The organism is Streptomyces sp. Inha503, from assembly GCF_047215865.1.
In the GTDB taxonomy this organism is placed as follows: domain Bacteria; phylum Actinomycetota; class Actinomycetes; order Streptomycetales; family Streptomycetaceae; genus Streptomyces; species Streptomyces lycopersici.
On the sequence record NZ_CP178360.1, the window covers coordinates 10,036,257 to 10,049,098 of the forward strand.

Here is a 12,842-nt window from a genome sequence, read left to right on the forward strand (position 1 = left end):
CGGGGCGGGTCAGCCTGCCGACTCGGCCGCGTGCGCGCTCAGCACACTGAAGCCGACCAGCGCGAACAGCGCGATGCCCAGCAGGATCCGGTAGATCACAAACGGCATAAAGCTCTTACTTGAAATAAATTTCATGAACCACGCGATCACCACATAGCCGACGACGAAGGCGATGACCGTCGCGAAGATCGTCGGGCCCCACTCCGTATGGCCCTCGGAGGCGTCCTTCAGCTCGAAGGCGCCCGAGGCCAGCACGGCCGGCACCGCGAGCAGGAAGGAGTAGCGGGCCGCGGCCTCTCGGGTGTAGCCCATCAGCAGTCCGCCGCTGATCGTGGCGCCCGACCGGGAGACGCCCGGCACCAGCGCCATCGCCTGGCAGACCCCGAATATGAGCCCGTCCCGGATGCTCAGCTCCTGGAGCGTCTTGCGCTGGTTGGCGACGCGATGCCGGCCGCCCGTCTCATCGCGGGCCGCCCGCCGGTCCGCGAAGCCCAGCACGACGCCCATGACCACGAGGGTCGTGGCTATGAGCCGCAGATCGCGGAACGGGCCCTCGATGGCGTCCTGGAGGGTGAGGCCGAGCACACCGATGGGCAGCGAGCCGACGATCACCAGCCAGCCCATCTGGGCATCGTGGTTGCCGCGCCACTCCTTGCTGAAGAGCGAGCGGAACCAGGCCGACACGATGTTGACGATGTCCTTGCGGAAGTAGATGAGTACCGCGAGCTCCGTGCCGATCTGGGTGATCGCGGTGAAGGCGGGCCCAGGGTCGTTCCAGCCGGCGAACGCGGCCGTGAGCCGCAGATGGGCGCTGGAGGAGATCGGAAGAAACTCAGTCAACCCCTGGACCAGCCCGAGGATGAATGATTCAAACCACGACATTGAGTCTTCGCTATCCAAGGCTGATCGTGCGCTGCTCGGTCCCTGGTCTCAGATGTCCAGGCATGACCGATTCAGGCGGGGCGGTCAGTGGGAAGCCGACCGTCGAGGATCAACGGCCGGTTGTGGGGGCAGCGTAGCGTCCCCGGGTGCGCGGCCCATCAAGGGCCTGGTCGGACCCTGGTCGGACCATCGGTTCAGCTCTTTGACCTTGGGTACTCGGGGCCCGGCCGCGGGCGCCTGGTGAGGATCAGCCGTGGACAGCCGTGGACAGCCGTGGACAGCCATGGGCAGTCGTGGACAGCCGAGGAGCCGAACCGTATGACCGCGATCGGGCACGACGGGGAACAGGGCGGCCGACGGGACGGGGCCGGTGGCGGCGCCGGAAAGGGGCCGGGCGGGACGATCACCACCGAGGTCCCGGCGCGGCTGGACCGGCTGCCCTGGTCACGCTGGCACTGGATGATCGTGATCGGCCTCGGCACCGTATGGATCCTGGACGGTCTCGAGGTGACCGTCGTCGGCAATATCGCCAGCCGTCTCTCCGAGCCCGGCAGCGGGCTGCCCATCACCGACGCGCAGGTCACCGGGATGGCGGCGGCCCTCTATGTGGCCGGGGCCTGCACCGGGGCGCTGGTCTTCGGCTGGCTCACCGACCGCTACGGCCGCAAGAAACTCTTCCTCATCACGCTCGGGGTCTATCTCGCCGCCACCGCGCTCACCGCCATCTCCTTCTCCGCCTGGTGGTTCTTCCTCTTCCGCTTCCTCACCGGCTTTGGCATCGGCGGCGAGTACGCGGCCATCAACTCCGCGATCGACGAGCTGATCCCGGGCAAGTACCGGGGCCGCGTCGACCTGGTCATCAACGGGAGCTTCTGGCTCGGCGCGATGGGCGGCTCGCTGCTCTCCGTGCTGATGCTCAACACGAACTTCTTCGCGCTGAACATCGGCTGGCGGCTCACCTTCGCCCTCGGCGTCGTCCTCGGCCTGGTCATCCTGCTGGTCCGGCGGAACGTCCCCGAAAGCCCGCGCTGGATGTTCATCCACGGCCGGGCGGAGGGCGCCGAGGAACTGGTCACGGCGGCCGAACGGCGGATCGAGGACGAGACCGGGCGGCGCCTCCCCGAGCCGGACAAGGCCATCACCATCCGCACGCGGAAGAGCACCGGCTTCATCGAGATCGCCCGGACGCTCTTCCGGGCGTACCCCCGGCGCGCCTTCCTGGGGCTGGCCCTCTTCATCGGGCAGGCGTTCCTCTACAACGCCATCACCTTCGGCTTCGGCTCGATCCTGGTGAAGTTCTTCGGCGTGCCCAGCGGCGAGACCGGCTACTACTTCGCGGTCATCGCCTTCGGCAACTTCCTCGGGCCATTGCTGTTGAGCAGGCTCTTCGACACGGTCGGCCGCCGGCCGATGATCTCGGGGACGTACGTCCTCTCCGGTGTGCTGCTGTTCATCACGGCCTGGATGTTCGGCAACGGCTGGCTCAACGCGACCACGCTGACCGCCTGCTGGTGCGTGGTCCTCTTCTTCGCCTCGGCCGGTGCGAGCTCGGCGTATCTGACGGTCAGCGAGGTCTTCCCGATGGAGACGCGCGCCCTGGCCATCGCCTTCTTCTACGCCATCGGCACGGCGGCCGGGGGCGTCAGCGGACCGCTGATCTTCTCGGATCTGACGGCGAGCGGAGTCGTGGCCGACACCGCGCTGGCCTTCTCCATCGGGGCGTCGCTCATGGTCGTCGCCGGGCTGGTCGCCGTCTTCCTCGCGATTCCGGCGGAGCGGCGTCCGCTGGAGGACATCGCCGAGCCGCTGTCCGCCCGCGCCGCGGCCACATCGGCCTCCGCTACCGGACCGTCCGGCGGCTGACGGCCTCCGGCTCCATCCGTACGGGACGGATGCGGCCGCGTTTGCGCCAGGCCACCAGCGCCCCCGCGACGGCGGGCACCGTGATGAAGGCCAGCGCGAGGAGGAAGACGGGCGAGGTGGGGGTGGTGGCGCGGCTGCCCGCCACCACGTACGCGGCGGTGTTCGGCACACTGCCCAGCCCCGTGGCCAGCAGGAACGACGGCCAGCCCATCCGGGAGACGGCCGCGCAGTAGTTGGCGGCGGCGAACGGTACGCCGGGGAACAGCCGGATCGCCAGCATCGACCGGAACCCGTGGTGGCTCAACTGCCGGTCCGCCGCGGTGAGCCAGCGGCCCCGCAGCAGCGGCCGCAGCGCGTCCTGCCCCAGCAGCCGTCCGAGGCCGAAGGCGATCCCGGCGCCGATCACCGTGCCGCCGATGGCCGTTGCCAGCCCGGCCTGGATGCCGAAGAGCGCACCGGCCGCCAGGTTCAGCAGCGGCCGGGGCACCAGCGCGGCGGTGCCCACCCCATAAGCGGCCGTGAACAGCAGCACGGCCGTCCCGCCCGTCAACTCCGGCCAGCCGTGGGTCAGCAGCCGCTGCGGCTGCCACAGCCACACCGCGATCGCGGAACCGGTGAGCAGCGCGGCGAGCAACCCCAGCCGCGACCACGGCGAGAGGAGCACGGCGCGGGCGCGGCGGGTGGCCGGTTTCGCGGGCGGCGGGGCGACATCGAGCATCGGTGGAGCGTAACCGACCGGGACCGGCGGACGCTGTGATGTCGTCGGGTTGTCGTCCGATTGTCGGCAGACCGTCGACGGAGGGTTCCGAACCCCGTTGAGAGAGGTTCCGAACCATCCGTCCCACCCACCCCGCACATACCGAAACGCACCGAAAACCATTCGACGCGGACCGAACACTGCGCGAAGATCACAGCATGTTCCGGCTCGCCTTCCTCACGCCGACGTCCGCGGTCGCGGACGCGCCGAAGGCTGCCGTCCCCTCTCTCGCTCCGGCCGCGGTCGCCGCCCTCACCACGGACCCGCCCGCCGCCGTTCCCGCCGCCTGCCTCGACGGCGCCCGAAGCTGACCCTCCTCGGACAACTCCGACGGATCCCCCAGGGGGAGGGTCGGCGAGGTTCTGGGGTCCGCGCTTCCCACCCCGCTGACGAGGAGAGACCGTCGCATGTCCAACATGTCCAAGCAGATCTATGTGCGCACCAAGCCGCATCTGAACATCGGCACCATGGGCCATGTCGACCACGGCAAGACCACGCTGACCGCCGCCATCACCAAGGTGCTGAGCGAGCGCGGCACCGGTGGCGCCTATGTGCCGGCCGACCGCATCGACCGGGCGCCGGAGGAGGCCGCGCGCGGCATCACCATCAACATCGCGCATGTCGAGTACGAGACCGACACCCGCCACTACGCGCATGTCGACATGCCCGGCCACGCCGACTTCATCAAGAACATGGTGACCGGCGCCGCCCAGATCGACGGGGCGATCCTCGTGGTCTCAGCGCTCGACGGCGTGATGCCGCAGACCGCCGAGCATGTGCTGCTGGCCCGCCAGGTCGGCGTCGACCACATCGTGGTGGCGCTCAACAAGGCCGACGCGGGCGACCCCGAGCTCACCGACCTCGTCGAGCTGGAGGTGCGTGAGCTGCTCTCCGCGCACGGCTACCCCGGCGACACCACGCCCGTCGTACGGGTCTCCGGGCTGCGGGCGCTGGAGGGCGACCCGCGCTGGACCGGGGCGATCGAGGCGCTGCTGGACGCCGTGGACATCTACGTACCGACGCCCGTGCGCCACACCGGGGCGCCGTTCCTGCTACCGGTGGAGAACGTGCTGACCATCACCGGCCGCGGCACGGTCGTCACCGGCGCCATCGAGCGCGGCACGGTACGGGTCGGCGACCGTGTCGAGGTGCCCGGCACCGATGTGGCCACGGTGGTCACCGGGGTGGAGACCTTCGGCAAGTCCATGGAGTCGGCCGAGGCGGGCGACAATGTGGCGCTGCTGCTGCGCGGAGTGGCGCGGGACGCGGTGCGCCGCGGCCATGTGGTGGCCGCGCCCGGCAGCGTCGTGCCGCGGCGGCGCTTCACCGCGCGGGTGTACATCCTCTCGGCGGCCGAGGGCGGTCGGCGGACCCCGGTGTCCACCGGCTACCGTCCGCAGTTCTACCTCCGTACGGCCGATGTGGTCGGCGCCGTGGACCTCGGGGCCGCCGCGGTGGCGCGCCCCGGTGACACGGTCACCATGACGGTCGAGCTCGGCCGTGCCGTACCGCTGGAGCCGGGCCTCGGCTTCGCGATCCGCGAGGGCGGCCGCACGGTGGGCGCGGGCACGGTGACCACCGTGCTGCCGTAGCCGTCACCGGCCCCGCTCGTCCGCCTCCCCCGTGCGGGGGTGGCGGACGAGCGGAGGCCACGGCGTGGGTGCGACGGCACAATGAGAGGGTGAACGAGCCGATACCCGTGAGCCGTGCCGTGGACGGCGGCACCGCCAAGCTGATGCCGGACCTGGACCGCCCGCGCGCCTGGCTGCTCACGGTGGACGGCGCCCCGCAGTCGTATGTCGACCTGGACGATCCGGGCCATCTCGAATTCGAGTACGCGCGGCGGATCGCCCATGTCCTGGACGCGGCCGCCGACCCCGGCACCCCGCTCGACGTACTGCACCTGGGGGGCGGGGCGCTGACGCTGCCTCGCTATCTGGCCGCCACCCGCCCCGGCTCCCGGCAGGTGGTGATCGAGGCCGACCGGGGGGTGCTGGAGCTGGTCGCCGAGCACCTTCCGCTGCCGTCCGGGGCGGGCGTCACGGTGCGGACCGAGGACGCCCGGACCGCGCTGGAGACCGCGCCCGAGGGGTCGGCCGATGTCATCGTGGCCGATGTCTTCGGCGGTTCGCGGGTGCCCGCGCATCTGACCTCCGTCGAGTACGCCCGCGCCGCGGCCCGGGCGCTGCGGCCGGGCGGGTGGTACGCCGCGAATCTGGCCGACGGGGCGCCGTTCACCTTCCTCCGCTCCCAACTGGCCACCTATCGCACCGCGTTCGCGCATCTCGCCCTGATCGCGGAGCCCTCGGTGCTGCGCGGCCGCCGGTTCGGCAACGCCGTGCTGGTGGCCTCCCAGGCCGAACCGCCGGTCGCCGTGCTGGCCCGCCGCACCGCGGCCGACGCCTTCCCGGCCAGGGTCGAGTACGGGGAGGCGCTGGAGCGGTTCATGGGTGGCGCGGCGCCGGTGCGGGACGAGGACGCCACGCCCTCGCCGGAGCCGCCGGACGGGGCGTTCAGCGTGGGCTGACCGGCTCCGCGGCGGCGTTCAGCGTGGACTGACCGGCTCCGGGGCGGTGTCCGTGGCGGCGGCCGGTCCGCCCTCGGCGACGGGCTTGGTCTCGTGCCGGCGCAGCCGCCGTACGTCCGGGACCGTCAGCACCGCCAGCGTCAGCGCCAGGATCAGCGCCGAGCAGCCCCACAGCGAGGCCGCCCGGCCGAACGCCTCCTCGGCCGGGCCCGCGAGCGCCATGGCCAGCGGCACCATGGCGACCGAGCCGAACCAGTCGTACGCCGAGACCCGCGACAACTTGTCCTCGGGGATCTCCTGGTGCAGCGCGGTCATCCAGGACACCCCGAACACCTCGACCGACACCCCGACCAGGAACATCACCACGGCCAGCGGCGCGATCGGCACCGGGACGGCGAGCGCGGCCGACGGCAGCGCGAGCGGCAGTACGCACAGGGAGCCCGCGAGCAGCATCCGGCGCGGCCGCCAGCGCACCATCAGCAGACAGCCCAGGACGGTGCCCGCGCCGAACGCCGCGAGCGCGAGCCCCCAGGGGCGCGCCCCGCCCAGATGGTCCTCGGCCACCAGCGGGCCGAACACCGACTCCGCCGCTCCCACCACCGCGTTGACGACGGAGAACTGGACGACGATCGACCACAGCCAGGGCCGGCCGACGAATTCGCGCCAACCTTCACGCAGATCCCGCAACATGCCGCCGCCGGGCTCCCGTTGGGCGACGGCACGCACGTCGAGCAGTGAGCGCAGCGCGCCCGCGACCGCGAACGCGGCGGCGTCGGCGGCCAGCACCCAGCCGGGGCCGACCACCGCGACCAGCGCGCCGCCGAGCGCGGCCCCGCCGATCTGCGCACCGTTCATGCCCATCCGGAACAGCGCGAAGGCACGGGCGGCCTGTTCGCCGTTGACGCTGGAGAGCAGCATGCCCTCGGCGGCGGGGGCGAAGAACGCCTGCCCGGTGCCGCCGAGCGCGGACAGCACGGCCATCTGCCACAGCCGCGCCTCGCCGGACAGGACGAGCACGGCGAAGACCGCCTGCGAGAGGCAGTTGAGGCCGTTGGCCGCCACCATCACCCGGTGGCGGGGCAGCCGGTCCGCCACCGCGCCGCCGATCAGCAGGAAGACGACCAGCGGAAGGGTGCGGGCCGCCGCCACGAGCCCGACGTCGCCGCCGTCCCCGCCCGCCTCCAGCACCGCGAACGCCGCCGCGATGAGGGCTCCGGCGTTCCCGAGGCCCGTCACCACGGCGGCGGTGGTCAGCAGTGTGTAGTTGCGGCCGGCCCACGCGGGTCGGCGCGGTCGGAGGCGCGGGGCCGGAGGAGTCGTCACATCCGGACTATCCCTGGGGGCGGGCCCCGGCGTCCAACCGAATTCCGGCCGCTACGATCGGAGCGGTCAGACGGTCAGGAGACCTCCGACTTCACCGGCCGCAGCGAGCTCATGATCTTCTTGATGGTGGAGTCCGGGACCTCTTCCTTGGTGCCCTTGACCGAGTACAGGACCCAGGTGGCGAAGTCGCCGTTGGTGTCCGTGTAGGTCACGGTGACCGACTTGCCGTCGGTGGTGCACTTGTCGGTCTTCTTCACCCCGGTGACGGTGGCCGACGCGGTGTAGCCCTCGAGGCCGTGGGCGCTCTTGAACTTCTTGGCGTCGGTGACCTTGCGGGTCCCGGTCTGCTTCTGGTCGAAGGCGGCGAAGACCCAGTTCTCGGCCTCGATCTTGGCGGCCGACGCCTCGCTCTTGGCGCCCTGGGCGCCCTTCGAACCCGCCCCGGCGGCGTGGCTCTTGTTGACGTAGCCGTCCTTGTCCTTGACCGAGCAGTAGTCCTTCTTGTACCTCGCCGGAGCGGACATGACCACGAGCGGCTTGCCCTTGTCGTCCTCGAATCCGGTACTCAGGCCCGGCGATTCGATCGTCCAGTTCGGGGGGACGTCGAAGGCGTTGTGCCGCTTGGGGCTGACCACCGGCTTCCAGCCGGGTATGACCGCCTTGACGTCGGTGGTGTCGCCGCCGGCGCGCGGGTTGTCCGCACCGCCGCCGCCCGGGTCCTCGGTCGGCTCCTCGGAGGCCGGGGCCGAGGTGGAGGCGGGCGTCTTGTCCTTCCCCTTCGACTCGTCACCGCCGTCGCTGTCGTCCTTGCCCAGGACGAGCACACCGGTGATGGCCGCGGCCGCGACGACCGCGATGGCCGCGACGATGGCGATGGTGGTCGTGCGCTTCTTGTTGTCGCGCGGCGGCCGCGGTGCGCCGGGCGGGCCGGACGGAGCGCCCCACTGCTGGCCGGGCGGACCCTGTGGCGGGCCGTAACCGGGCTGCTGCCCTGGCTGGCCGGGCTGCCCCGGCTGCTGCTGGGGCGGCTGCTGATAGGGATTCGGCTGTTGGTATCCCGGCTGCTGATACGGGTTGGGCTGATTGTATCCCGGCTGCTGGTACCCCGGTTGCTGATAGGGGTTCTGATCGTGCGGGTTGTTCTGCTCGCCCCCGGGCGGCTGCTGTCCTGGCCACATGGCCAGTAACGATAGAGGGGGCCGCCGACAGCTGCTACGGCTGCCCCTTGAACTGCCCCTTTCCCCGCTTGCTACTGGGTGGTAACTTCCGGGGCATGTCAGAAACCCTGCCCTCCGTCGGTGAGATGCTCGCCGCCACGGTGCCCATGGTGCGCACCCTGAACCTGGAGTTCCGCGAGGCGTCGCCCGAGCGCGCGGTGCTGTGCCTGCCCGACCAGTCCGACTTCCACAACCATGTCGGCGGCCCCCACGCGGGTGCGATGTTCACCCTGGCGGAGTCCGCGAGCGGCGCCATCGTGCTGGCGGCGTTCGGCGATCAGCTCGGCCGTGCCGTACCGCTGGCCGTGCGCGCCGAGATCGGCTACAAGAAGCTCGCCAAGGGACCCGTCACCGCGACCGCCACCCTCGGCCGGCCCGCCGCCGAGGTGGTCGCCGAGCTGGACGCGGGGGAGCGGCCCGAATTCCCGGTGAACGTCGCGATCACGCGCGAGGACGGGGCGGTTACGGGCGAAATGTCCATCGTGTGGACCCTGCGCCCCCAGTCCTGAGCCCGGCCCCTCCGGGCTCTGAGTCCGCCCTCCCCGGCCCCGAGCCCGGCCCCGGGTCCAGCCCCGGGTCGTCCTCCTCCCTTCGCCGGAGCCGACGCGAGCCGGAGCACGACTTGGGGATGATGGCGACCGCGCGCCGATTGAGTAGGCTTCCCGGCGTGCGCCGCGTCCCGTCCGGCGTACGCCGGGAAGCGGTCGCCACATGGGGAGGAACCGGCGTTGCATATCGAGGAATGGCTCGAGACCGTGCCCGCGGTCAGCGTGTATCTGCTCGTGGGTATCGTCATCGGCCTGGAGAGCCTGGGAATTCCGCTCCCCGGCGAGATCGTCCTCGTCAGCGCGACGCTGCTGGCGGCCTCCCAGGACCACATCAACCCCTACATCCTGGGGACGTGCGCCGTGGCGGGCGCGGTGATCGGCGACTCCATCGGCTATCTCATCGGCCGCAAGGGCGGACAGCCGCTGCTGGCCTGGCTGGGCCGCAAATTCCCCAAGCACTTCAGCGCCGAGCACGTGGCCACCGCCGAGCGCTCCTTCCAGAAGTGGGGCATGTGGGCGGTCTTCGTCGGCCGGTTCATCGCGCTGCTGCGCATCTTCGCGGGGCCGCTCGCGGGCGTGCTGCGCATGCCGTACTGGAAGTTCCTCATCGCCAATGTGCTCGGCGGCATCGTCTGGGCCGGTGGCACCACCGCGGTCATCTACTCCCTGGGCAAGGTCGCGGAGGACTGGCTGAAGCGCTTCTCCTGGCTCGGGCTGGTGCTGGCCCTGCTCTTCGGCCTCGGCTCGATGCTGGTCATGAAGTGGCGCTCCAAGAAGGCCAAGGCCGCGGCGGTCACGGCGGCCGATTCCGAGACCGCCGAGCCGGAGCCGGTCCCGGCCGGGGACTAGGGACGTCCGACGCCACGCGGCGGAGCCGCATATCGATGCTCGGGCTCTGCCGGGGCTACCGGCCGGGGCGCGGAACGTGAAGGGAACGACCAGGTGGGAGAGACGGTGCGCGCCTTGATCTTCGGCATCCACGGGAAGGAGCCGCGGATCGACCCCGACACGTTCGTGGCCCCCACCTCGGTGGTGATCGGCGATGTCGTGCTGGCGGCGGGATCCAGCGTCTGGTACCAGGCGGTGCTGCGGGGCGACGGCGGCCCCATCGTCCTCGGCGCCGACAGCAACATCCAGGACAACTGCACGGTGCACGTCGACCCCGGGTTCCCGGTCTCCATCGGCGAGCGGGTCTCGGTCGGGCACAACGCGGTCGTACACGGCTGTACGGTCGAGGACGACGTCCTGATCGGCATGGGGGCGACGGTCCTCAACGGCGCCCGGATCGGTGCGGGCTCGCTGGTCGCGGCCCAGGCCCTGGTGCCGCAGGGGATGGAGATACCGCCCGGGTCGCTGGTGGCGGGGGTGCCGGCGAGGGTGAAGCGCCCACTCACCGATGAGGAACGGGCAGGCATCAAGCTGAACGCCCAGGTGTACGCGGACCGGGCGAAGCAGTACCGGGAAGCGCTCAGCGGCGGCGAGTAGCTCGATGTGATCGGATGGTCGTCATGGACTGGGAAGCCTTCGCCGAGCGCATGGCCACCATGGCGCGGGATCTGCTGGCGCAGGAGTCCGTGGAGGCCACGCTGGAGCGGATCAGCGCGTGCGCGGTCGAGAACGTGGAGGGCTGTGACGCGGCCGGCATCCTGGTGCTCCACGGCAGCCGGGTGGAGTCCCTCGCCCCCACCGATGGGCTGGTGGTGCGGTCGGACCGGCTCCAGGCGCGGCTCCGCGAGGGGCCCTGCTTCGACGCCGCCCGTCGGCTGGACGGTGAGCGGGTGTTCCGGATCAAGGACTTCACCGAGCCCCGGGAGGGCTGGCCGGATTTCGTCAGGGAGGGCCGCGAGCTCGGCATCGGCAGCATGATGGGGTTCCTGCTCTACACCGAGCGGGAGAACCTCGGCGCCCTGAACCTCTACTCGCGGCGCCCCGCCGCCTTCACCAAGGCCAGCGAGACGGCCGGCTGGCTGCTCGCCTCGCACGCCGCGGTCGCCTTCTCCAGCGCCCGCACCGCCGATCAGCTCCAGCAGGCGCTCCAGACCCGGCACACCATCGGCGAGGCCATGGGCATCCTCATGGAACGCCTGAAGATCTCCGAGGACGACGCCTTCGCGCTGATCCGGCGGGTGTCCCAGGAGCGCAACGTCAAGCTGCGCGACATCGCCCGGCAGATCTGCGAGAGCGGCGGAATCGACGACTGAAGCGTCGGCCAGCGCCGACGCGTCAGCCGAAGCGGCTCTTCCGGCCCGCGGTCTGGACCGGAAGGGCCTGGCCACCGTGGTCCCCCGGGGGTCGCTGCGATGGCGTGACGCCCAGGTACCCCGTGGCCCCAGTGGTAACCCCACCGTCACCTGGATTTCCGCAGGGCCCGCGGGGCGCGGATCCCCTCCTTCGGCCGCCGCACCGGGCGTACCCGTGACCCGTGCGGGCTCCGGGGCGTCCTCACCGGCCGCCAGGTGGTGACGAGGGCCGCGGCCAGCAGGAGTTCGGCGAGGTCGCCGCCGTAGTACATGATCTCCGCACCGCCCCGGACCTCGGCGATCGGGGCGTGGACCTCGACCCAGAAGCCTCCGTACATCAACTGGGCGATGACGGCGTGGGCGGCGATGGCGACGCCGAGGACCACCAGCCGGGCCGGCACCCCCGGCCGTGCGGGCGCCGGATCGGGACTGGCGATGACATACGCGAACAGCCAGCCCGAGAGCAGGAAATGGGCGTGCGTCAGCCAGTGCCATCCGGGGTGGCTCATGGTGGCCTCGTAGACGGGGGTGAAGTACAGGAGCACCAGCCCGCCGGTGGTCAGCAGCAGGGCGGTGACGGGGTGGGCGAGCAGCCGCGCGGGGCGGGAGCGGAGCACGGCGGTCAGCCGTCGGCCGTGATCCGGGGGCAGGGCGCGCAGCAGCAGGGTGACCGGGGCCCCGAGCACCAGTGCCAGGGGCGCGTACATGCCGAGCAGCAGATGCTGGGCCATATGGCCGCGGAAGTCCTCATGGGCGAACGGCGCGAGCGGCGGCAGCAGCGCCACCGCCACCAGGACGAGCCCCGCCGCGAAGCTCAGCGACCGCGCGAGCGGCCGCACCGCGCCGCCACCCATCACACGCGCCCGGTGGCGCGCGGCGCCTCGGGGCCGGAGGGGGCCCCGCCGCGCTGGAGCAGATAGCCGCCGGCCACCAGAAGGGCGCCCAGGACGAGGAAGCCGGCGTCCCACCACGGCTGCTCCGGGCCGCCGTGGACATGGTGGATGCCGAGGATCTGGTGGTCCAGCACGCCCTCGACGAGGTTGAACAGGCCCCAGCCGACCAGCATCCAGCCCCACAGGACGCGGGAGCCCCACACCCGGCGCCGGTCGTGGGTGACCCGGGCGTAGAGGATGGCCAGCCCCAGCAGCACCGAGATCCAGCACACGGCGTGGAAGATGCCGTCCCACACGGTGTTCATCTGGAGACCGGAGACCGTGTGCGGGTTGTAGTACCTCACCCCGATGCGGTCGTGGTTGGTGCTGCTGAGCATGTGGTGCCACTGGAGCAGCTGGTGCAGCAGGATCCCGTCGAGGAATCCGCCGAGCCCCACCCCCAGCACGATCCCCGGCAGCCGGATGACGCGTGACGCGGGCAGACCGGCGCGGGCTTCCTCCGCCGTGGTGGCCATCACCGCTCTCCGTCCTGACGACAGCGTGGTCCCCCGAGCTCTCCGCCTCCACCGCTTCCCGGCCGGACCCGTTTCCT

14 protein-coding genes are annotated in these 12,842 nt (G+C 71.5%); 8 read left to right on the forward strand and 6 right to left on the reverse strand.

Annotated features, from left to right (window positions below):
• Nucleotides 1–9 precede the first annotated feature (9 nt).
• On the reverse strand, nt 10–882 hold the full coding sequence (locus ACJX2R_RS42075) for an undecaprenyl-diphosphate phosphatase (RefSeq protein ID WP_164431385.1): 873 nt from the start codon (nt 880–882) through the stop codon (nt 10–12).
• A gap of 318 nt (nt 883–1,200) precedes the next feature.
• Here ACJX2R_RS42075 and ACJX2R_RS42080 point away from each other — a divergent pair, with 318 nt between their 5' ends.
• Nucleotides 1,201–2,745 (forward strand): MFS transporter, encoded by a 1,545-nt coding sequence (locus tag ACJX2R_RS42080; protein ID WP_413104358.1) that lies wholly within the window; start codon nt 1,201–1,203, stop codon nt 2,743–2,745.
• Here ACJX2R_RS42080 and ACJX2R_RS42085 read toward each other — a convergent pair.
• Nucleotides 2,723–3,463 carry a TVP38/TMEM64 family protein gene (locus ACJX2R_RS42085; RefSeq protein ID WP_413104359.1) on the reverse strand — a complete coding sequence of 247 codons (741 nt, stop codon included), beginning with the start codon at nt 3,461–3,463 and terminating at the stop codon, nt 2,723–2,725. The two genes, ACJX2R_RS42080 and ACJX2R_RS42085, sit on opposite strands and share 23 nt — an antisense overlap.
• 197 nt (nt 3,464–3,660) lie before the next feature.
• Here ACJX2R_RS42085 and ACJX2R_RS42090 point away from each other — a divergent pair, with 197 nt between their 5' ends.
• The 3 genes from ACJX2R_RS42090 (at nt 3,661) to ACJX2R_RS42100 (ending at nt 6,029) form a co-directional block, all read left to right on the forward strand.
• Nucleotides 3,661–3,813 (forward strand): hypothetical protein, encoded by a 153-nt coding sequence (locus tag ACJX2R_RS42090; RefSeq protein ID WP_198278272.1) that lies wholly within the window; start codon nt 3,661–3,663, stop codon nt 3,811–3,813.
• Between the two features lie 105 nt (nt 3,814–3,918).
• Nucleotides 3,919–5,094 carry an elongation factor Tu gene (gene tuf, locus ACJX2R_RS42095; protein WP_413106089.1) on the forward strand — a complete coding sequence of 392 codons (1,176 nt, stop codon included), beginning with the start codon at nt 3,919–3,921 and terminating at the stop codon, nt 5,092–5,094.
• An 89-nt stretch (nt 5,095–5,183) separates the two neighbouring features.
• Nucleotides 5,184–6,029, forward strand: a complete 846-nt coding sequence (locus ACJX2R_RS42100; RefSeq protein WP_413104360.1) for a spermidine synthase — start codon at nt 5,184–5,186, stop codon at nt 6,027–6,029.
• Between the two features lie 18 nt (nt 6,030–6,047).
• On the opposite strand, the gene ACJX2R_RS42105 is transcribed toward ACJX2R_RS42100, so the two are convergent.
• Both ACJX2R_RS42105 and ACJX2R_RS42110 read right to left on the reverse strand, forming a co-directional pair.
• Nucleotides 6,048–7,352: an MFS transporter gene (locus tag ACJX2R_RS42105; RefSeq protein WP_413104361.1), complete on the reverse strand. Its 1,305-nt coding sequence runs from the start codon at nt 7,350–7,352 to the stop codon at nt 6,048–6,050.
• Nucleotides 7,353–7,426: 74 nt separating this feature from the next.
• Nucleotides 7,427–8,530: a hypothetical protein gene (locus tag ACJX2R_RS42110; RefSeq protein ID WP_262702468.1), complete on the reverse strand. Its 1,104-nt coding sequence runs from the start codon at nt 8,528–8,530 to the stop codon at nt 7,427–7,429.
• Nucleotides 8,531–8,625: 95 nt separating this feature from the next.
• On the opposite strand from ACJX2R_RS42110, the gene ACJX2R_RS42115 reads away from it, so the two are divergent.
• From ACJX2R_RS42115 to ACJX2R_RS42130, 4 genes are all read left to right on the forward strand, one after another.
• Complete coding sequence (locus ACJX2R_RS42115; protein WP_044568204.1) at nt 8,626–9,078, forward strand: DUF4442 domain-containing protein; 453 nt, start codon at nt 8,626–8,628, stop codon at nt 9,076–9,078.
• 219 nt (nt 9,079–9,297) lie between these two features.
• Complete coding sequence (locus tag ACJX2R_RS42120; protein ID WP_138916321.1) at nt 9,298–9,966, forward strand: DedA family protein; 669 nt, start codon at nt 9,298–9,300, stop codon at nt 9,964–9,966.
• A 93-nt stretch (nt 9,967–10,059) separates the two neighbouring features.
• Nucleotides 10,060–10,602 carry a gamma carbonic anhydrase family protein gene (locus ACJX2R_RS42125; protein WP_413104362.1) on the forward strand — a complete coding sequence of 181 codons (543 nt, stop codon included), beginning with the start codon at nt 10,060–10,062 and terminating at the stop codon, nt 10,600–10,602.
• 23 nt (nt 10,603–10,625) lie between these two features.
• On the forward strand, nt 10,626–11,318 hold the full coding sequence (locus tag ACJX2R_RS42130; RefSeq protein WP_413104363.1) for a GAF and ANTAR domain-containing protein: 693 nt from the start codon (nt 10,626–10,628) through the stop codon (nt 11,316–11,318).
• A gap of 146 nt (nt 11,319–11,464) precedes the next feature.
• On the opposite strand, the gene ACJX2R_RS42135 is transcribed toward ACJX2R_RS42130, so the two are convergent.
• Together ACJX2R_RS42135 and ACJX2R_RS42140 are read right to left on the reverse strand one after the other, a co-directional pair.
• Nucleotides 11,465–12,211, reverse strand: a complete 747-nt coding sequence (locus ACJX2R_RS42135) for a cytochrome c oxidase assembly protein (protein ID WP_413104364.1) — start codon at nt 12,209–12,211, stop codon at nt 11,465–11,467.
• Nucleotides 12,211–12,765: a DUF2243 domain-containing protein gene (locus ACJX2R_RS42140; RefSeq protein ID WP_413104365.1), complete on the reverse strand. Its 555-nt coding sequence runs from the start codon at nt 12,763–12,765 to the stop codon at nt 12,211–12,213. The genes ACJX2R_RS42135 and ACJX2R_RS42140 overlap by 1 nt, the downstream gene beginning before the upstream one ends.
• Between the last annotated feature and the right edge of the window lie 77 nt (nt 12,766–12,842).

Excerpts from the sequence above, each read along its gene's own strand:
- ACJX2R_RS42075 (WP_164431385.1), bottom strand. The coding sequence starts at position 882 with ATGTCGTGGTTTGAATCATTCATCCTCGGGCTGGTCCAGGGGTTGACT.
- ACJX2R_RS42110 (WP_262702468.1), bottom strand. The coding sequence starts at position 8,530 with ATGTGGCCAGGACAGCAGCCGCCCGGGGGCGAGCAGAACAACCCGCAC.
- ACJX2R_RS42140 (WP_413104365.1), bottom strand. The coding sequence starts at position 12,765 with ATGGCCACCACGGCGGAGGAAGCCCGCGCCGGTCTGCCCGCGTCACGC.
- ACJX2R_RS42130 (WP_413104363.1), top strand. The coding sequence starts at position 10,626 with ATGGACTGGGAAGCCTTCGCCGAGCGCATGGCCACCATGGCGCGGGAT.
- ACJX2R_RS42085 (WP_413104359.1), bottom strand. The coding sequence starts at position 3,463 with ATGCTCGATGTCGCCCCGCCGCCCGCGAAACCGGCCACCCGCCGCGCC.
- ACJX2R_RS42080 (WP_413104358.1), top strand. The coding sequence starts at position 1,201 with ATGACCGCGATCGGGCACGACGGGGAACAGGGCGGCCGACGGGACGGG.
- ACJX2R_RS42115 (WP_044568204.1), top strand. The coding sequence starts at position 8,626 with ATGTCAGAAACCCTGCCCTCCGTCGGTGAGATGCTCGCCGCCACGGTG.
- ACJX2R_RS42135 (WP_413104364.1), bottom strand. The coding sequence starts at position 12,211 with ATGGGTGGCGGCGCGGTGCGGCCGCTCGCGCGGTCGCTGAGCTTCGCG.
- tuf (WP_413106089.1), top strand. The coding sequence starts at position 3,919 with ATGTCCAAGCAGATCTATGTGCGCACCAAGCCGCATCTGAACATCGGC.
- ACJX2R_RS42090 (WP_198278272.1), top strand. The coding sequence starts at position 3,661 with ATGTTCCGGCTCGCCTTCCTCACGCCGACGTCCGCGGTCGCGGACGCG.